This window comes from Kitasatospora azatica KCTC 9699, assembly GCF_000744785.1.
Taxonomy (GTDB): domain Bacteria; phylum Actinomycetota; class Actinomycetes; order Streptomycetales; family Streptomycetaceae; genus Kitasatospora; species Kitasatospora azatica.
Window position 1 is genome coordinate 3,822,559 of record NZ_JQMO01000003.1, and the last position, 16,751, is coordinate 3,839,309.

15 protein-coding genes are annotated in these 16,751 nt (G+C 73.2%); 9 read left to right on the plus strand and 6 right to left on the minus strand.

What is annotated here, in order from left to right:
- Nucleotides 1–26 precede the first annotated feature (26 nt).
- The 6 genes from BR98_RS27645 (at nt 27) to BR98_RS27670 (ending at nt 7,427) form a co-directional block, all read left to right on the plus strand.
- Nucleotides 27–2,366: a HelD family protein gene (locus BR98_RS27645; RefSeq protein WP_035848722.1), complete on the plus strand. Its 2,340-nt coding sequence runs from the start codon at nt 27–29 to the stop codon at nt 2,364–2,366.
- Nucleotides 2,367–2,745: 379 nt separating this feature from the next.
- Nucleotides 2,746–4,221, plus strand: a complete 1,476-nt coding sequence (locus BR98_RS27650) for an NAD-dependent malic enzyme (protein WP_035848727.1) — start codon at nt 2,746–2,748, stop codon at nt 4,219–4,221.
- A 516-nt stretch (nt 4,222–4,737) separates the two neighbouring features.
- Nucleotides 4,738–5,019 (plus strand): HU family DNA-binding protein, encoded by a 282-nt coding sequence (locus BR98_RS27655; RefSeq protein WP_035848732.1) that lies wholly within the window; start codon nt 4,738–4,740, stop codon nt 5,017–5,019.
- An 80-nt stretch (nt 5,020–5,099) separates the two neighbouring features.
- Nucleotides 5,100–5,768, plus strand: a complete 669-nt coding sequence (locus BR98_RS27660; protein WP_035848736.1) for a winged helix-turn-helix domain-containing protein — start codon at nt 5,100–5,102, stop codon at nt 5,766–5,768.
- 23 nt (nt 5,769–5,791) lie between these two features.
- The gene (locus BR98_RS27665) at nt 5,792–7,033 is read left to right on the plus strand and encodes a sensor histidine kinase (RefSeq protein WP_157537955.1); all 1,242 of its coding nucleotides are present in this window, start codon (nt 5,792–5,794) and stop codon (nt 7,031–7,033) included.
- Between the two features lie 118 nt (nt 7,034–7,151).
- Entirely contained in the window at nt 7,152–7,427 is a 276-nt protein-coding gene (locus tag BR98_RS27670) for a hypothetical protein (RefSeq protein WP_035848738.1), read from the plus strand.
- A 125-nt stretch (nt 7,428–7,552) separates the two neighbouring features.
- Here BR98_RS27670 and murA read toward each other — a convergent pair whose 3' ends face one another.
- On the minus strand, nt 7,553–8,899 hold the full coding sequence (gene murA / locus BR98_RS27675; RefSeq protein WP_035848740.1) for a UDP-N-acetylglucosamine 1-carboxyvinyltransferase: 1,347 nt from the start codon (nt 8,897–8,899) through the stop codon (nt 7,553–7,555).
- Nucleotides 8,900–9,114: 215 nt separating this feature from the next.
- On the opposite strand from murA, the gene BR98_RS27680 reads away from it, so the two are divergent.
- Nucleotides 9,115–9,684, plus strand: coding sequence for a YqgE/AlgH family protein (locus BR98_RS27680; RefSeq protein ID WP_035848745.1), 570 nt, complete (start codon nt 9,115–9,117; stop codon nt 9,682–9,684).
- On the opposite strand, the gene BR98_RS27685 is transcribed toward BR98_RS27680, so the two are convergent.
- From BR98_RS27685 to BR98_RS27705, 5 genes are read right to left on the minus strand one after another with little or no spacing between them, the layout of a single operon-like run.
- Nucleotides 9,677–10,501 carry an alpha/beta hydrolase family protein gene (locus tag BR98_RS27685; RefSeq protein ID WP_051970271.1) on the minus strand — a complete coding sequence of 275 codons (825 nt, stop codon included), beginning with the start codon at nt 10,499–10,501 and terminating at the stop codon, nt 9,677–9,679. The genes BR98_RS27680 and BR98_RS27685 overlap by 8 nt on opposite strands.
- A 16-nt stretch (nt 10,502–10,517) precedes the next feature.
- On the minus strand, nt 10,518–11,291 hold the full coding sequence (locus tag BR98_RS27690) for a tryptophan 2,3-dioxygenase family protein (protein ID WP_035848749.1): 774 nt from the start codon (nt 11,289–11,291) through the stop codon (nt 10,518–10,520).
- Nucleotides 11,288–12,229: a diiron oxygenase gene (locus tag BR98_RS27695; protein ID WP_035848758.1), complete on the minus strand. Its 942-nt coding sequence runs from the start codon at nt 12,227–12,229 to the stop codon at nt 11,288–11,290. Before BR98_RS27695 ends, BR98_RS27690 begins: the two co-directional genes overlap by 4 nt.
- Nucleotides 12,230–12,276: 47 nt before the next feature.
- Nucleotides 12,277–13,524 (minus strand): aminotransferase class I/II-fold pyridoxal phosphate-dependent enzyme, encoded by a 1,248-nt coding sequence (locus BR98_RS27700; RefSeq protein ID WP_035848762.1) that lies wholly within the window; start codon nt 13,522–13,524, stop codon nt 12,277–12,279.
- Between the two features lie 22 nt (nt 13,525–13,546).
- Complete coding sequence (locus BR98_RS27705; protein ID WP_035848765.1) at nt 13,547–14,338, minus strand: SDR family NAD(P)-dependent oxidoreductase; 792 nt, start codon at nt 14,336–14,338, stop codon at nt 13,547–13,549.
- A gap of 165 nt (nt 14,339–14,503) precedes the next feature.
- Between BR98_RS27705 and BR98_RS27710 the strand changes: the two genes are divergently transcribed.
- Together BR98_RS27710 and BR98_RS27715 are read left to right on the plus strand one after the other, a co-directional pair.
- Nucleotides 14,504–14,785 (plus strand): DUF3039 domain-containing protein, encoded by a 282-nt coding sequence (locus tag BR98_RS27710; protein ID WP_035848770.1) that lies wholly within the window; start codon nt 14,504–14,506, stop codon nt 14,783–14,785.
- Between the two features lie 70 nt (nt 14,786–14,855).
- Nucleotides 14,856–16,514 (plus strand): beta-N-acetylhexosaminidase, encoded by a 1,659-nt coding sequence (locus tag BR98_RS27715; RefSeq protein ID WP_083977660.1) that lies wholly within the window; start codon nt 14,856–14,858, stop codon nt 16,512–16,514.
- Nucleotides 16,515–16,751 lie beyond the last annotated feature (237 nt).

A 16,751-nucleotide genomic window follows, 5' to 3' on the forward strand; every position in this document is an offset into this window, starting at 1 on the left:
CCGCAAGATGTACGACAGGGGCTTCCTTGGGCGCGCACGGCAGACAGTACCCAGCCGCTACCACCACCGCCGACTCCCACGAGGGTCTGCGGGAGCGCGAGATCGCTGACGAGCAGCGGCACCTCGACACCGTCTACCGGCGGCTCGAGGAGAAGCTCGCGGAGGCCGAGTACGTCCTGGAGGACGCCGCGAAGCGGGTCCAGGTCGGTACTCCCGGCGCGCTCGCCGAGCGCGACGCGCAGGTCTACCGGGCCGGCGCCCACCTCAACCGGCTGAACAACGAGTTCGAGGACTTCCTCTTCGGGCGGATCGACCTGCAGCAGGCCGACGCGCCCGAGGAGCACGGCATCCCCTCCTTCACCCCGCTGGACGCCAGCGACCCGGTGGTCGCGCAGAGCCTGCACATCGGCCGGCTCGGCGTGCTCGACGCCGAGTTCGGCCCGCTGGTGATCGACTGGCGGGCGCCGGCCGCCGCGCCGTTCTACCGGGCCACCCCGCTGGAGCCGGGCCGGGTGCTGCGCCGCCGGGTGATCCGGTCCAAGGGCCGCAAGGTGATCGGCGTCGAGGACGACCTGCTGCGACCCGACCTCACCCCCACCCTGGACGGCCAGGAGCTGGCGGTGATCGGCGACGGGGCGCTGATGGCCTCGCTCGGCCGGGCCCGCAGCCACACCATGCGCGACATCGTCTCCTCGATCCAGAAGGAGCAGGACGAGGTGATCCGGGCGCCCGCCGCCGGCGCCACCCTGGTCACCGGCGGCCCCGGCACCGGCAAGACCGCGGTCGCCCTGCACCGGGCCGCCTTCCTGCTCTACCAGGACCGGCGCCGCTACGCGGGCGGCATCCTGGTGGTCAGCCCGACCCCGCTGCTGGTCTCCTACACCGAGGGCGTGCTGCCCTCGCTCGGCGAGGAGGGCCAGGTCGCCATCCGCGCGGTCGGCAGCCTGGTAGACGGGATCGAGGCGGAGCGCTACGACAGCCCCGAGGTGGCGCGGATCAAGGGCTCGGCCCGGATGGTCCAGCTGTTGCGCCGGGCCGCCCGCGGCGCCCTCGAAGTGCCGATCAGCGGCTCCGCCGGGCAGGGCGCGCCCACCGAGCTCAAGGTGGTGGCCCGCGGCGAGGTGCTGCGGCTGGACGCCAATCGGCTGCGCACCGTGCGCGGCCATGTGCTGGGCAGCGGCGGCACCCCGCTCAACCTGCTGCGCCCCCGGGCCCGCCGGCTGCTGCTGGACGCGCTCTGGTCGGAGCTGGTCAAGCACCTGCCCAAGCCCACCGACCACTACGGTCGCGAGCAGCGCCAGGAGGAGAAGGAGGCCTTCGACGAGTACGTCTCGGACGAGGCGCCGTTCCTGGACTTCCTGGACGCCTGGTGGCCCGCGCTGGCTCCGCGTCAGGTGCTGGCCACCCTCAAGCAGGCCAGGCACACCAACCGGATCGCCCGGCGCGCGGTGACCCCCGAGGAGGCCCGGCTGCTGGCCGCCTCCTGGCGTCACCTGGGCCCGCGCGGCGAGGGCCCGCTGTCCGCGCACGACGTCGCCCTGCTGGACGAGCTGCAACTGCTGCTCGGCGAGCCGGCCCGGCCGAAGGTGCGCGAGGTGGACGCGATGGACCTGCTGACCGGCCTGGACGAGGTGACCACCTTCGCCGACCGGACCTCGCGCTCGCGCGAGCGGCTGCCGGTGGAGCGGACCGAGTACGCGCACGTGATCGTGGACGAGGCCCAGGACCTCACCCCGATGCAGTGGCGGATGATCGGCCGCCGCTCCCGGATGGCGACCTGGACCATCGTCGGCGACCCGGCGCAGAGCTCCTGGCCGTTCCCGCAGGAGGCGCAGGCCGCCTTGGACGAGGTGCTCGGCTCCAAGCCGCGCCGGCGCCACACGCTCACTGTCAACTACCGCAACCCCGCCGAGATCGCCGAGGTGGCGGCGAAGGTGCTGGCGCTGGCCGCGCCGGGGACCCCGTCGCCGAGTGCGGTGCGCTCGACCGGGATCACCCCGCGGTTCGCCGCGGTCGTCGATCCGCAGCCGGCGGCCTTCGCCGCCGCGGCCCGCGCCGAGCTGGTCCGGCTGCTCGGCGAGGTCGAGGGGACGGTTGCCGTGGTGGTCCCGATGGACCGCCGGGCCGAGGCCGCCGAGTGGATCGCCGGCCTGGGCGGGCGGGCGGTGGCGCTGGGCAGCCTGGAGGCCAAGGGCCTGGAGTACGACGCCACGGTGGTGGCCGATCCGACCGGCATCGCCGGCGAGTCGGAGGCCGGGCTGCGGGTGCTCTACGTGGCGCTGACCCGCGCGACCCAGCGGCTGACGGTGCTCTCCGGTCCGGACGACCTGCCCGACCGCGAGGGCGTCCCGGCGCTGCTGCGCTGACCGCGGCGCACCTGAGGGTGCGTCAACGACGAAGGCCCCCACCGGTGGTGGGGGCCTTCGCGTTACGTTGGTGACACCGACCCGCCATGCTCGCCTCGCGGCAAGTGGTCGCTCGAAGCGACTAAGGTTGGGCCCGGGGGCTTGGATCGAGCCGGTGTCTCGTCCAATGTAACCCATCGCCCCCGGCAGGCAATCCCATGCGGCGGATTTCCGGTGCTTGTCCAGGTTCGCAGGACACTCTGTTGTCGACTCCCTGCAATCAATGAACGATATTTCTGGGTTCCCTCTGGCCGGTGGGACGATCGAGATCTAGGATGCGCAAGACGGCAGCATCAACAGTTTGTTGAAATCAACGGTCGTACCAGGAAGAAGGACGTCGATGGCGACGGTGCCCAGTGTCTCCAACTCGATCACGGTGCGGCTGGAGGTCCCGGCCAGTGGCAACGCGGTCAGCAACATCACCACCGCGGTGGAGTCCTCCGGCGGCTCGGTGACCGGTCTGGACGTCACCGCCTCGGGCCTGGAGGCGCTGCGGATCGACGTGACGGTGGCAGCCGCCTCGGTGGCGCACGGCGAGGAGATCGTCGAGAAGCTGCGCGCCATCGAGGGCGTGACCATCGGCAAGGTCTCGGACCGCACCTTCCTGATGCACCTCGGCGGCAAGATCGAGATGTCCTCCAAGCTGCCGATCCGCAACCGTGACGACCTGTCGATGATCTACACCCCCGGCGTGGCCCGGGTCTGCATGGCGATCGCCGAGAACCCCGAGGACGCCCGCCGCCTGACCATCAAGCGCAACAGCGTCGCCGTGGTCACCGACGGCTCGGCGGTGCTGGGGCTGGGCAACATCGGCCCGATGGCCGCGCTGCCGGTGATGGAGGGCAAGGCGGCCCTGTTCAAGCGGTTCGCCAACATCGACGCCTGGCCGATCTGCCTGGACACCCAGGACACCGACGAGATCGTGGCCATCGTCAAGGCGATCGCCCCCGGCTTCGCGGGCATCAACCTGGAGGACATCTCCGCGCCGCGCTGCTTCGAGATCGAGGCCCGGCTGCGCGAGGCCCTGGACATCCCGGTCTTCCACGACGACCAGCACGGCACCGCGATCGTGGTGCTCGCCGCGCTGACCAACGCGCTGCGGGTGGTCGGCAAGCAGATCGGCGACATCCGGGTGGTGATGTCCGGGGCCGGCGCTGCCGGCACCGCGATCCTCAAGCTGCTGCTGGCGGCCGGCGTCGAGCACGCCACCGTGGCGGACGTGCAGGGCGTGGTGCACAGCGGCCGCGAGGACCTCAACGAGTCGCTGCGCTGGATCGCCGAGCACACCAACCGCTCGGGGCGCACCGGCAGCCTCAAGGAGGCGGTGGCCGGGGCCGACGTCTTCATCGGCGTCTCCGCGCCGAACGTGCTGGACGGCGACGACATCGCCTCGATGGCCGACGGCGCGATCGTCTTCGCGCTGGCCAACCCGGACCCGGAGGTCGACCCGGCGGTGGCCCGGCAGACCGCCGCCGTGGTGGCCACCGGCCGCAGCGACTTCCCCAATCAGATCAACAACGTGCTGGTCTTCCCGGGTGTCTTCCGCGGCCTGCTGGACGCGCAGAGCCGCACGGTCAACACCGAGATGATGATCGCCGCCGCCCGGGCGCTGGCCACCACCGTCACCGACGACCAGCTCAACGCCAACTACATCATCCCCAGCGTCTTCCACCCGGACGTGGCCAAGACGGTGGCCGCCGCCGTCCGGGAGGCCGCACTGGCCGCCGGAAACGCGGGCGAGGGCGCCCCCTCCCGCCCCACCCCGGGCATCGTCGGGACCCTCGACACGGCCGCCTTCCCGGTGGTCAAGCTCTGACCCGCTGAGCCACTCGGACTCACTTCCAGGGGCGGTATCTGGTCGATCGCCTGGCCGATTACCGCCCCTGCCGGTACCCGGCGGTCCCGAACCCTTGCGACACAAGGGGAAGGGCGTGTTTGGGCTTGTCCTCCTCAGGGCGTACGGTAGCCCTGCACGGGGCAGGCGTGTCCGACAAGTACGGAACGTCCCCCAACCACTCGGCGAGTCGTTCCCGACCGCCGCCCGCGCCGGTCCGCCGGCGCCGACGAAGCGTCACAGCTGCGTGGGGAGGGCGCCGTTCGGGGTGCACGGCCGAGGCCCGATTGGCTTTCTCGGGGCCGGTAAGGGCAGGATTCGTTCCCAGGCAGGCACGTGGCAGGACTGACACGGTGCGCGGTCCGGGTGCGAGCCGGGCCCCTACCACCAGCCGCCTGAACGAGCACAGTGTGCGGACCAGCGGCCCAGCCGGGTGCCTCCGGAGGGACGACCGATGGGGCCCCCGCACACCGCAACGAACAGACCACAGGAGTACACATGAACCGCAGTGAGCTGGTGGCCGCTCTGGCCGACCGTGCCGAGGTGACCCGCAAGGACGCCGACGCCGTTCTGGCCGCGTTCGCCGAGGTCGTTGGCGAGGTCGTGGCCAAGGGTGACGAGAAGGTCACCATCCCCGGCTTCCTGACCTTCGAGCGCACCCACCGCGCCGCTCGTACCGCCCGCAACCCGCAGACCGGTGAGCCGATCCAGATCGCGGCCGGCTACAGCGCCAAGGTGAGCGCGGGCTCCAAGCTCAAGGAAGCCGCCAAGGGCGCCTGATCCCGCTGGAGCGGGGGTGGTCCGGACTCCGGACCGCCCCCGCTCCGTCGTTCCCGGCACCACCCTTTAGGGTCGACGCCATGCGCGTACTGGTACTGGAGGACGACCCCGGGCTCGGGCCCGAGATCGCCGACGGGCTGCGCCGGGCCGGCTTCGCCGTGGACCTGGCCACCGACCTGGCCGAGGCCGACCTCAAACTGGACGTCACCGACTACCACTGCCTGGTGGCCGACCGCGGGCTCCCCGACGGGGACGCGATCACCCTGGTCAACGCCCGCCGCCGGGCCGGCTGGACCCGCCCGGTGCTGCTGCTCACCGCGATGGACTCGGTGGCCGACCGGGTGACCGGCTTCGAGCACGGCGCCGACGACTACCTGGTCAAGCCGTTCGCCGCCGCCGAACTGGCCGCCCGGGTGCGCAACCTGTGCCGCCGCCCGATCCCCGCCGCCCCGCCCGAGATGCGCCTGGGCGACCTGCAGCTGGACCTGCCGCGCCGCCGGGTCACCCGCGCCGGGGTGCTGCTCACCCTGACCGCCAAGGAGTTCGCGGTCCTCGAGGTGCTGATGCTGCACGCCGGCGCCGTGGTCACCCGCACCCGGCTGATCGAGAGCTGCTGGGACGAGCTCAACGAGCCGATGTCCAACGTGGTCGACGTGCTGATCCGTCAGCTGCGCCGCCGGCTCGGGCCGCCCGACCCGATCGAGACGGTGCGCGGCGTCGGCTACCGACTGATCGACCCGGCCGGGTGAGCGAGCGAAGCGAGGCGGGGCGCATGAGTTCTCCCGCCGCGAGCCGGCTGCGCCGACTGCGCTGGACGCTGACCCTGCTCTTCGCCGCCACCACCGCCGGCTGCCTGCTGGTCCTGGCCACCCTGGCCGCCCACACCGACCAGCGCTCGCGCGCCAAGGACATGGACAACGAGCTCGGCCGCCGCTCCGGCGGACTGGCCCGCAGCCTCTGGTTCGACAACAGCCAGCTGGCCGTCGACCCGCTGAACGAGGACGAGCTGGCCCGCGGCGCAGACGTGCTCGGCGCGCTGCAGACCGGCCCCGGCGGCGCGCTCACCGTGCGCTGGGTCCGCCCGGCCGCCGACCGGCTGCCCGCCACCGCCGTGCTGGCCCGGATCTGGGCGCAGGTGCAGGACACCCAGGAGAGCGTGCTGATCGGCGGCCCGGGCGGCACCGGACGCACCATGCGCTGGGCGGCCGCGCCGGTCTGGGACGGCGACACCGTCGCCGCCGTGGTGGTCGTCGGCGCCGACCCCGCGCAGAGCGCCGCCGACCACGCCCGGCTGGTCCGCTGGCTGCTGCTCGGCTGCTCCGCCCTGGTGCTGGCGGCCGCCGCGATCGGCCACCTGCTCTCCGGCCGCGCCATGCGCCCCGCACTGATCGGCCTGGAACGGCAGGAGCAGTTCCTCACCGAAGCCGCCCACGAGCTGCGCACCCCGCTCGCCACGCTGCGCCTGGTGGTCGAGCGCGGGACGGCCTCGCCCGAGCGGGCCCGCGCCTCGCTCGCCGAGGCCGCGCGGCTGACCGACCGGCTGGCCAGGCTGGTCACCGGGCTGCTGGCCAGAGCCAGGATCGAGGCCGGAACGGAACGGATCGAGCTGACCCCGCTCCGGCTGGACCAACTGGTCGAGCAGGCGGTGGACGAGGTGCCGCAGGGCGACCGGGTGAGCGTCCAACTGCCGGAGCAGGCGATGGTGGTGCGCGGCGACCCGGAACTGCTCGGGCAGGCGGTGCGCAACCTGGTGGAGAACGCGCTGCGGCACGGCGGCGGCACTCCCGTCACGGTGTCCGTCGCACCCGGCCTGGTCGCCGTCACCGACGGCGGCCCCGGCGTGCCGGCGCCGCGCCGCGAGGCGGTCTTCCGACGGGGCGTCACCAGCGGTGCCGGCACCGGGACCGGCTTGGCCATCGTGCGCTGGGTGGCCGAGCTGCACGGCGGCAGCGCCCGCCTCACCGAGGCCCCCGGCGGCGGCCTGCGCGCCGAGCTGCGGCTGCCCGTCGAATGAGCCGGTCCGTGGGCCGGCCCTGCTCGGTCGGCCCCTCTCGGTCGGCCCTGTTCGGTCGGGCTGCCTCGGTCGGGCTTTCTCATCGTCAGCTCATGAAGCCCCTGGCAGGCTGCGGAGTATGACCAAGCGTTCTGCCACCGGACCCACCCGCACACCGCCGCGCCGGCTGCGCAAGGCGAGTGGGCTGGTGGTGGCCGCGCTGGCGGTGGTCGGTCTGATGCACCTGCTGCCGGCCGAGCGGGCCGCCGCCGACAGCCCGGGCGGGCGCCCCGCGGTGACCGGCCCCGACCGGGTCGGCCTCAACCGGGGCCCGGGCCGCGAGCTGCTCGGCGAACTGCTGCGCCGTCATGTCCGCACCCATGGCCGCGGGTCCTCGCACCACCACCGGCCCTAGGGGCGCCTGACTACCGGCGTACCCCCGTGCGCCGGTCGACGTGCGGACACACCTGGCGGGGTGACCGCATGTGAAAGGGGCCGCCCTGGCGGGGGCGGCCCCTACAAGCTCCTGTTGACGGTCGGTCAGACCGCCGCGAGCAGCTCCTCCTCGCTGGGCAGCTGCACGTGCGCACCGAGCGCCCGCAGCTTCTCCAGGAAGTTCTCGTAGCCGCGGTTGATCAGCGAGATCCCGTGCACGGTGGAGGTGCCCTCGGCGGCCAGCGCCGCGATCAGGTACGAGAAGCCGCCGCGCAGGTCGGGGATGACCAGCTCGCCGCCGAGCAGCTTGGACGGGCCGGAGACCACCGCCGAGTGCAGGAAGTTGCGCTGCCCGAACCGGCACGGGGTGCCGCCCAGGCACTCGCGGTAGAGCTGGATGTGCGCGCCCATCTGGTTCAGCGCCGAGGTGAAGCCGAGCCGCGACTCGTACACCGTCTCGTGCACGATCGACAGGCCGGCCGCCTGGGTCAGCGCGACCACCAGCGGCTGCTGCCAGTCGGTCTGGAAGCCGGGGTGCACGTCGGTCTCCAGCGCGATGGCGTTCAGCTCGCCGCCCGGGTGCCAGAACCGGATGCCCTCGTCGTCCACCGCGAAGGCGCCGCCGACCTTCCGGAAGGTGTTGAGGAAGGTCATCATCTCCAGCTGGCGGGCCCCGTGGACGTAGATGTCGCCCTTGGTGGCCAGCGCCGCGCAGGCCCAGGAGGCCGCCTCGAGACGGTCCGGCAGCGCGCGGTGGTTGTAGCCGCCGAGCTCGTCCACACCGGTGATCAGGATGGTCCGGTCGGTGCCCATCGAGATGATCGCGCCCATCTTCTGCAGCACGCAGATCAGGTCGACGATCTCCGGCTCGATGGCCGCGTTGCGCAGCTCGGTGTCGCCCTCGGCCAGCACGGCGGTGAGCAGCACCTGCTCGGTGGCGCCGACCGACGGGTAGGGCAGCTCGATCTTGGTGCCGCGCAGCCGCTGCGGGGCCACCAGGTAGGTGCCCTGCGGGTGCTTCTCGATCGAGGCGCCGAACTGGCGCAGCACCTCGAAGTGGAAGTCGACCGGCCGGCCGCCGATGTCGCAGCCGCCCAGGCCCGGGATGAAGGCGTGGCCGAGGCGGTGCAGCAGCGGGCCGCAGAACAGGATCGGGATCCGCGAGGAGCCCGCGTGCGCGTCGATGTCGGCGACATTGGCGCTCTCCACGTGCGAGGGGTCGAGGATCAGCTCGCCCTCCTCCTCGCCGCTGCGCACCGTGACACCGTGCAGCTGGAGCAGCCCGCGGACCACCTTGACGTCACGGATGTCCGGGACGTTGCGCAGTCTGCTGGGGCCCTGGCCGAGCAGGGCGGCCACCATCGCCTTGGGCACCAGGTTCTTGGCACCGCGGACGCGGATCTCGCCTTCCAGCGGGTTTCCGCCGTGGACCAGCAGGACGTCGTCGGTCATCGTTCTCGCAATCCGGGGTTCGCAACCATGGCAGGGGCGCCACCTTTGGTAGATGGTAGTGGGCGGTTGATTGGTTCCCTCCCCTACGCATGGTGATCATGCTCTCTCCGAGTGGAAGCCCGGCCGAACGGGTGAGCGAAGGTTTGCCCGCCCGCCCGCTCGCCCGTCCGTGTTTCGCGGCCCCGTTGCCGCGCCGACTGCGGGATCATGTGGGCATGACTGCGGCCTCCTCCCACACCGGCCGCCTGCTCGTGGCGACCCCCGTCCTCACCGACCCCAACTTCGCGCGGTCGGTGGTGCTGCTGCTCGACCACGACGCGCAGGGCGCGCTCGGCGTGGTGCTCAACCGGCCGACCCCGGTGGAGGTCTCGGACGTACTGGACGGCTGGGCCGAGCTGACCGGGGACCCCCGGGTGGTCTTCCAGGGCGGTCCGGTGGGCCTGGACTCGGCGCTGGCGGTCGCGGTGGTGCCCGGCGAGCCGGGCCCCGAGGACCCGCTGGGCTGGCGGCGGGTGCACGGCGCGATCGGCCTGGTCGACCTGGAGGCGCCGCCGCAGGTCCTGGCCGGCGAACTGGGCGCGCTGCGGGTCTTCGCCGGGTACGCGGGTTGGACGCCGGGCCAGCTGGAGAAGGAGGTCGCCGAGGGCGCCTGGTACCTGGTGGACGCCGAGCCCGGCGACATCTCCTGCCAGCGGCCCGAGCTGCTGTGGCGCTCGGTGCTGCGCCGCCAGCGCGGGGCGCTGGCGATGCTGGCCACCTATCCCGAGGACCCGACGCTCAACTAGGGCCGGTCAGCTGAGTGCGCTGCGAGGGCACCGGGCGGCGGCCGGCCGCGGTCAGGGTGGCCAGCACGGTCGGCCAGACCGCGGCGAGCGGGTCGATCAGGTGGAAGTGGTCCGTCCCGGCGGACTCGAGCAGGGTCACCGGGTCCCCGGCGGCCGTGGCCCGCCGGGCGTACTCGCGGCTCATCGCCACCGGCACCTGGCGGTCCTCGGTGCCGTGCAGCAGGGTGACCGGGACCCCCAGCGGCAGCAGCGCGGCCGGGTCGGCCAGTGCGTACCGCTGCGGGACCTGCCCGGGGCCGCCGCCGAGCAGCCCGAGCACCGCGTCCTCGCCGAGCCCCCAGTCCGCGCACAGGTCCAGGCAGCTGCAGCCGGCCAGCACGACCACCGCGTCCGGCACCCGCCGGGTGGACCAGGGCGAGTCGGCCGGCAGCCGGCGCCGCGCGGCCGCCCAGAGCGCGAGGTGGCCGCCGGCCGAGTGGCCGACCAGCACGGTCCGTCCGGTCACCGGGTGGGGCAGCGGTCCGGCCAGCAGGTCGAGCGCGGCCGCCACGTCGTCGAAGGTGTCCGGCCAGCCCGAGCGCCGGTACTCGGGGACGGCGACCAGGTGGCCGGCCTCGGCCAGCGCGCTCGCCAGCGGGCCGGTGTGACTGCGGTCGTACTCGGGCTGCCAGAAGCCGCCGTGCAGCAGCACCAGCAGCGGGGCCGGTCCGAGGCCCGGCGGCAGGCGCAGGTCGACCACCTGGTCCGGGTGCTCGCCGTAGCGCAGTGTGTGGTCCACCGGCGGGGCCGGCCGGGTCAGTACTTCGCGGCTGTCCATGCGTGGGCCTCCTCGGTCACAGTTCGCTGCGGAACTCCCACAGCTCCGGGTAGAGGCGCTCGCGGGCCCGGGCGGCCAGGTAGCCGGCGCCCGTGCTGCCGCCGGTCCCGGGGCGGCGGCCGATCTGCCGCTCCACCACCAGCACGTGCCGGGCCCGCCAGAGCGACCAGGCCTGGTCGTGGTCGAGCAGCGCCTCGGCCAGCTCGGCCACCGACTGGTGGGCGGGGGTGCGGACCACCTCGGCCAGCGCGGCCCGGCGCTGATCCGGTGTCAGCACGCCGTACCCCGCCTCGGCGAGCACCGAGACGAAGGCGTCCCAGACGGTCGGCTCGATCAGCCGCCGCTCCAGCCGGTCGCGCTCGGCCCCGGTGAGCCAGTCCAGGTGGGCGAGCCGGTCGCCCGAGGCGGGGCCGGAGAGCAGTTCGACCTCGTGGAACTGCGCGGACTGGGCGCCGCTCGCGCTGCCCAGCGCGCCGCGGAAGGCCAGGAAGTCCAGTGGTGCCATGGTGTCCAGCAGCTCGATGGTGCCCAGCAGGGCCCGCTCGATCTCCCGGCAGCGGCGCAGCGCGAGCCGGGCCGCCGGCAGCCGGCCGGTCAGCATCCGGTCGCGGGCGGCGCCGAGCTCGCGCAGCAGCAGTCTGAACCAGAGCTCGTGCACCTGGTGCACGGTGATGAACAGCTCCTCCTCGGTGCCCTGGTGGTCGCCGCGCGGTGTCTGGAGGGTGAGCAGCTGGTCCAGATTGAGGTAGCCGCCGTAGGTGAGCGTGCTGGTGCTCAGGGGTGTGGTCATGGTCCGCCGTCCACTTCGTAGAGGCCGCGGGAGGCGAAGGCCTCCCGGACACCGGGCAGGTCGAACGCTCCGACCGAGGCGCACAGGCGCAGCGTCGATCGGGAGATCTCCGAGATCCGGTCCGCGCCCGCGGTCGGGGCGTAGCAGTCCGCCAGTACGTCGCGGGCCGCGGCGGTGTCCAGGCCGGCCAGCCGCAGCGAGTCCTCGACCGGGGCCAGGTCCCAGCTGAGCGCGGCATGGATCAGCTCGGGCAGGGCGAGCGCGGCGCGCCGCCGCAGCTCGGGGGTGAGGCCGGCCCAGAGCTCGTGGAAGAAGGTGGCGAAGAAGCGGTGATGGCGGCCCTCGTCCTTGGCGTGGTCGCGCATCAGGTCGCGGACCGGGCGGACCACGGTGGCGTCGGTGGGCAGTTCGTTGAGGACGGCCGTGATCAGCGTCTCGAAGACCACGGCCTGCAGCAGCCCGGCCAGCTGCGGCTGGTCCGGGAGCAGTCGCCGGGCGGCCGCGGCGAGCTGCTCGACGAATCCGCCGTAGTCCCAGTCGGGGATCGCGATGCCGGTGACGCCGGCGATCTGGTCGGCCAGGTCGAGGCTGTACAGCGCGTGGTAGCCCTCGTCGCAGTAGACCTTGAAGGCGTCCTGGCGCAGCGCCGCGGTCAGCGCCAGCGGGGTGCGGCCGTTGGCGATCGGCTCGGCCGCGCGGTTCACCACCCGGGTCTCCAGGTGGGTGGTGGCCAGCAGGAACTGGTAGAGGTGACGGACCGTCAGTTCGCGGCGTCGCTCCGGGTCGAGCGCGCGCACCGCCTCGTGGCCCAGGTGCGGGACCAGCGCCTCGGGGAAGAAGACCAGGCCTTGCTCGGCGCCCTCGTGGAACATCCGGCGGACCCCGGTGCGCACGCCAGCGCTCTCGTACCAGCGGTCCAGCGGTCCGGCGGCGCTCATCGGTGACTCCAGCTCATCGGTGACCCTCGTTCATCGGTGACCCCAGCTCATCGGTGGCTCCATTCGAGCGGTGCGGCGGCGGGCTGCGCGGGCAGCGTGCCTAGCCGGGCCACCGCCTCGGCCACCACGGAGGCGTCCAGTGGGTGGCAGAGCCGGAACCAGCCGGGCTCGGGGGAGTGGAAGGCCTCGCCGGGCAGGATGTTGACCCGCAGCCGGTCGGCGATGGTCCGCCAGAGCTGCCGCTCGCCGACGAAGCCCGGCTCGGGCAGCCGGTCGCGCAGGTCGATCCAGAGCGAGCAGCCCGCCTCGGCCGGTACGTGCCCGATGCCGTGCCGGGCGAGCTGCTCGACGGTGGCGGCGCAGGAGGCGGCCAGCCGACGGCGGTTCTCGGCCAGGAAGCCGGCCGTCCGGTCGGGGTCGGCGAGCAGTTGGGTCAGCACCGCCTGGGTGCCGGTGGAGACCGGGGCGAAGTAGGCCAGCGCCCGGGCGGCGGCCCGCACCTCGGGGTCGGTGGTGTGCAGCACCCCGGCCTTGAAGCCGGGCAGGCCGAAGTCCTTGGCGAAGCCCCAGACGGTGTGTACCCGCGGGCTGCCGAGCGTCTCCAGGGCGGTGAACGGGCGCGGCCCGAAGACCGAGTGGGCGTAGATCTGGTCGCCGATCAGGTCGACCCCGTACTCCTCGGCGAGCCGGGCCAGCTCGTGCAGGTGCTCGGCCGGGTAGACCTGGCCGAGTGGGTTGGCCGGTGAGGCGAGTGCGATCGCGCGGACCGTGGCGCCGGTCCGGCGGGCCAGGCAGAGGGCGCGTTCGACCGGTGCGAGGTCGAGCGCGAAGCCGTTCGCGCTGCTGAGCGGTGCCGGGATCAGCCGGGCGCCGGACCGGCCGCCGAGGTCGGTGTCGAAGGCGCCGTAGTAGGGGGCGGGCAGCACGATGGCCTCGCCCGGGTCGCAGAGCGCGCTGGCGATCACGTCCAGTGCGGCGGTCGCGCCGCTGACCAGCACCAGGTTCTCGGGGTCGACCGGCGAGCGGTAGCAGGCGGTGAGCAGCTGGGCGATCCGCTCGCGCAGCAGCGGTGTGCCGTGCAGCGGGGCGTACCGGGTGTCCGGCTCGCTGAACGGGGGCAGTTCGGCGGCGAGCCGGTCCAGCAGGTCGCCGAGCAGGCGGTTCTCCGCGGTGCCGAGGTTGAGGTATCCGTCGGGGCGGCTGACCGGGTGGTAGGGGAAGGCCTCGGCCCGGAAGTGCGCCTCGGCGATGGCGGGGGTGGCGGCGGTCAGGGCCGCGGCCGTGCGGGAGACCATCTCAGTGCTCCTGAGGGTGTGTTCAGTGCTCGTGGCCGGTGAGCAGGCCGGGGTGGACGCCCAGGCCCATCGAGGCGTCGATCACCGCGCCGTGCAGCAGGCCGGAGGCCGGGCCGGCCAGCCACCAGATCAGTTCGGCCACCTCCGCCGGCTCGATCAGCCGGCCCTGTGGCAGGCGTTTGAGCAGTTCGGCGCGGTTCTCGGGGGTGAGCGGGTCGAGCGTGCTGGCTTCGAACATGCCGGTGTCCACGGCGCCCGGGCAGATCGCGAAGACGTGGACCGATTGGTGCACCAGCTCGGCGGCGAGCTGGCGGGTGAGGTGGCAGAGCGCGGCCTTGCTCATGCCGTCGGCCAGCCGGAAGCCGGGGAACTGGGACACCCCGCCGCCGACGCTGGAAACGTTGATGATCTTGCCGCCGCCCTGGCGGATCAGCTGGGGCAGCAGTGCGCGGCTCAGCCAGAGCGGACCGAGCGCGTTGATCCGCAGCATGGCCTCGTCCTGCTCGGGTTCGTGCGGCCCGGCATAGCGGGCGACCGTGGCCGAGCCGACCGCGGCGTTGTTGACCAGGACGTGCACCGGGCCGGGCAGCTCGGCCAGCAGTCGTTCCTGGTCCGGCCAGTTCCCCTGGTCGAAGGCGAAGGCGCGGGCCGCGCCGGGGCGCTCCTGGTTGACCTCGGCGACGATCGCGGCGGCCCGCTCGGCCCCCAGCCGGTAGGTGAACCACACGTTGTCGCCGGCCCGGGCGAAGCGTTCGACGCAGGCGCGGCCGATGCCTGCCGAACCCCCCGTTATGAGGATGTTGCGTGCTGCCATCAGCGACCCCTTCCGGGGCGCGGCTGCCGGTGCGGCAGCGGATGAACGTGACTTGACTAAAGTTGTCAAATTTTCTTACTGGGCGCAAGGGTCGGAGTTGACGCATTGGGCGTCGACGGGTGGTGGGGGTCCGTTTCGCACGCCGCCCCCATAGACTTGGCGCCTATGAGCACTCTTGAGCCCGAGCGCGGCCTCGGTACCGGCACCCTGGTCGAGCCCGTCCCGCAGGTGTCCCACGGCGACGGCGACCACGAGCGCTTCGCGCACTATGTCCAGAAGGACAAGATCATGGAGAGCGCGCTCTCCGGCTCCCCGGTGGTCGCGCTCTGCGGCAAGGTCTGGGTGCCCGGGCGCGACCCGAAGAAGTACCCGGTCTGCCCGATGTGCAAGGAGATCTACGAGGGCATCGGCTCCGGTGGCGGCGACCAGGGTGGCGACAAGCAGTAGGGGCGGGACGGGGCAACTGACCGCGTAAGTGGTCTATGCCAATCCCGACGGCGCGGGCAGTATGGTCCGCATGGACCTGATCCCCGCGCCGTCCACCGTCCACCTCGACCCGCGGCGGACCCTGCCGCTCGGTCCCGGGACCACGCTGGGCGGCGGCCCGGGCGCCGAACAGGCCGAGCGGTGGCTGCGCGCGACGCTGGGTGCCGCGACCGCGCTGCCGCTGCGCTGGGCCGCGGACCCGGTGATCCGGCTGAGCCTGGACCAGGCGCTGCCGCCCGAGGCGTACCGGATCGTGGTCGACGAGCAGCGGGTCACCGTGACCGCCGGCGGTCCGGCCGGAGCCCACTGGGCCGCCGAGACCCTGCGCCAGCTGCTCGGCCCCGACGCCTACCGGCGAGCCCCGCTGCGCCGCACCGGCTGGGCGCTGCCGCTCGGCGAGCTGGCCGACCGGCCCCGGTTCGGCTGGCGCGGGGCGCTGATCGACGTCTCCCGGCACTTCCTGCCCAAGGCCGACCTGCTGCGCTACGTCGACCTGCTGGCCGCGCACAAGCTCAACGTGCTGCACCTGCACCTCACCGACGACCAGGGCTGGCGGTTCGAGGTCAAGCGCTACCCGCGGCTGACCGAGGTCGGCAGCTGGCGGGAGCGCTCGATGGTCGGCTTCCGCGACGCCGACCGCCGCGACGACCGGCCGCACGGCGGCTTCTACACCCAGGACGATCTGCGCGAGCTGGTCGCCTACGCGGCCGACCGCGGCGTCACCGTGGTCCCCGAGATCGACCTGCCCGGCCACACCCAGGCCGCCATCGCCGCCTACCCGGAGCTGGGCAACACCGACGTGGTGGACACCGCCGCCCTCGGGGTGTGGACCGACTGGGGAGTCAGCCCCAACGTGCTGAACGTCTCCGACGCCACCCTGGCCTTCTTCGAGGGCGTGCTCGAGGAGCTGCTGGAGGTGTTCCCCTCGGAGTTCGTCCACCTCGGCGGCGACGAGTGCCCCAAGGAGCAGTGGCGGGCCGCCCCGGCGGCCCAGGCCCGGATCAAGGAACTCGCGCTGGCCGACGAGGACGAGCTGCAGAGCTGGTTCATCCAGCACTTCGACCGGTGGCTGGCCGAGCGCGGGCGCCGGCTGATCGGCTGGGACGAGATCCTCGAGGGCGGTCTCGTCGTCGCTGCCGAGCCGAAGGGAGCGTCGGCGCCGGGTCAAGAGCGCCCGGAGGCGGGGTGGCAGTCACGGGCGGCGGTCGCTTCCTGGCGCGGGTACGCCGGCGGGGTGGCCGCCGCGCGGGCCGGGCACCAGGTGGTGATGTGCCCCGAGCAGCACGTCTACCTGGACCACCGGCAGGCCGACGGACCCGACGAGCCGATCCCGGTGGGCTTCGTGCGCACCCTGGAGGACGTCTACCGGTTCGAACCGGTGCCGCCCGCGCTGGACGAGGTGAGTGCCCGTCAGGTGATCGGCACCCAGGCGAACCTGTGGACCGAGTTCATGGACCACGCCCGGGACGTCGACTACCGGGCCTTCCCGCGGCTGGCCGCCTTCGCCGAGGTGGCCTGGTCGGCGCTGCCCCGCGATCCGGCCGAGCGCGACTTCACCGCCTTCGAGCAGCGGATGCGCACCCACTACCGGCGCCTCGACGCACTCGGCGTGGAGTACCGCGCGCCGGGCGGCCCGCACCCCTGGCAGCGCCGCCCGGGCGTGCTGGGGCGGCCACTGCAAGATCACTGACGGCCCGCCGCCGGCACGCTGAGCCACCGTCGGACGGCCGCTCCGATCGTCCTGGAACCTTTCGCGCCGCCGGGGCGTCAAGAACAGGTGAATATCCGGTCTCATTCGTGGGGGATCTGCCCAAAAAGTGACCGTATCGTCCGACACCCCGAGGGCGATCACGGTGCGCGATGTGCCAGAGTTGCCCGACCTGGTGGGCTGCTTCAGTTCGGCCCCCAACGCCCGTACGCTACGGGC

What these genes read in the sequence shown, in the direction of transcription:
- BR98_RS27655 (WP_035848732.1), top strand. Translation starts at nt 4,738, where the DNA reads ATGAACCGCAGTGAGCTGGTGGCCGCTCTGGCCGACCGTGCCGAGGTG.
- BR98_RS27695 (WP_035848758.1), bottom strand. Translation starts at nt 12,229, where the DNA reads ATGAGCGCCGCCGGACCGCTGGACCGCTGGTACGAGAGCGCTGGCGTG.
- BR98_RS27690 (WP_035848749.1), bottom strand. Translation starts at nt 11,291, where the DNA reads ATGACCACACCCCTGAGCACCAGCACGCTCACCTACGGCGGCTACCTC.
- BR98_RS27710 (WP_035848770.1), top strand. Translation starts at nt 14,504, where the DNA reads ATGAGCACTCTTGAGCCCGAGCGCGGCCTCGGTACCGGCACCCTGGTC.
- BR98_RS27715 (WP_083977660.1), top strand. Translation starts at nt 14,856, where the DNA reads ATGGACCTGATCCCCGCGCCGTCCACCGTCCACCTCGACCCGCGGCGG.
- BR98_RS27685 (WP_051970271.1), bottom strand. Translation starts at nt 10,501, where the DNA reads ATGGACAGCCGCGAAGTACTGACCCGGCCGGCCCCGCCGGTGGACCAC.
- BR98_RS27700 (WP_035848762.1), bottom strand. Translation starts at nt 13,524, where the DNA reads ATGGTCTCCCGCACGGCCGCGGCCCTGACCGCCGCCACCCCCGCCATC.
- BR98_RS27650 (WP_035848727.1), top strand. Translation starts at nt 2,746, where the DNA reads ATGGCGACGGTGCCCAGTGTCTCCAACTCGATCACGGTGCGGCTGGAG.
- BR98_RS27670 (WP_035848738.1), top strand. Translation starts at nt 7,152, where the DNA reads ATGACCAAGCGTTCTGCCACCGGACCCACCCGCACACCGCCGCGCCGG.
- BR98_RS27705 (WP_035848765.1), bottom strand. Translation starts at nt 14,338, where the DNA reads ATGGCAGCACGCAACATCCTCATAACGGGGGGTTCGGCAGGCATCGGC.
- BR98_RS27665 (WP_157537955.1), top strand. Translation starts at nt 5,792, where the DNA reads ATGAGTTCTCCCGCCGCGAGCCGGCTGCGCCGACTGCGCTGGACGCTG.
- BR98_RS27680 (WP_035848745.1), top strand. Translation starts at nt 9,115, where the DNA reads ATGACTGCGGCCTCCTCCCACACCGGCCGCCTGCTCGTGGCGACCCCC.
- BR98_RS27660 (WP_035848736.1), top strand. Translation starts at nt 5,100, where the DNA reads ATGCGCGTACTGGTACTGGAGGACGACCCCGGGCTCGGGCCCGAGATC.
- murA (WP_035848740.1), bottom strand. Translation starts at nt 8,899, where the DNA reads ATGACCGACGACGTCCTGCTGGTCCACGGCGGAAACCCGCTGGAAGGC.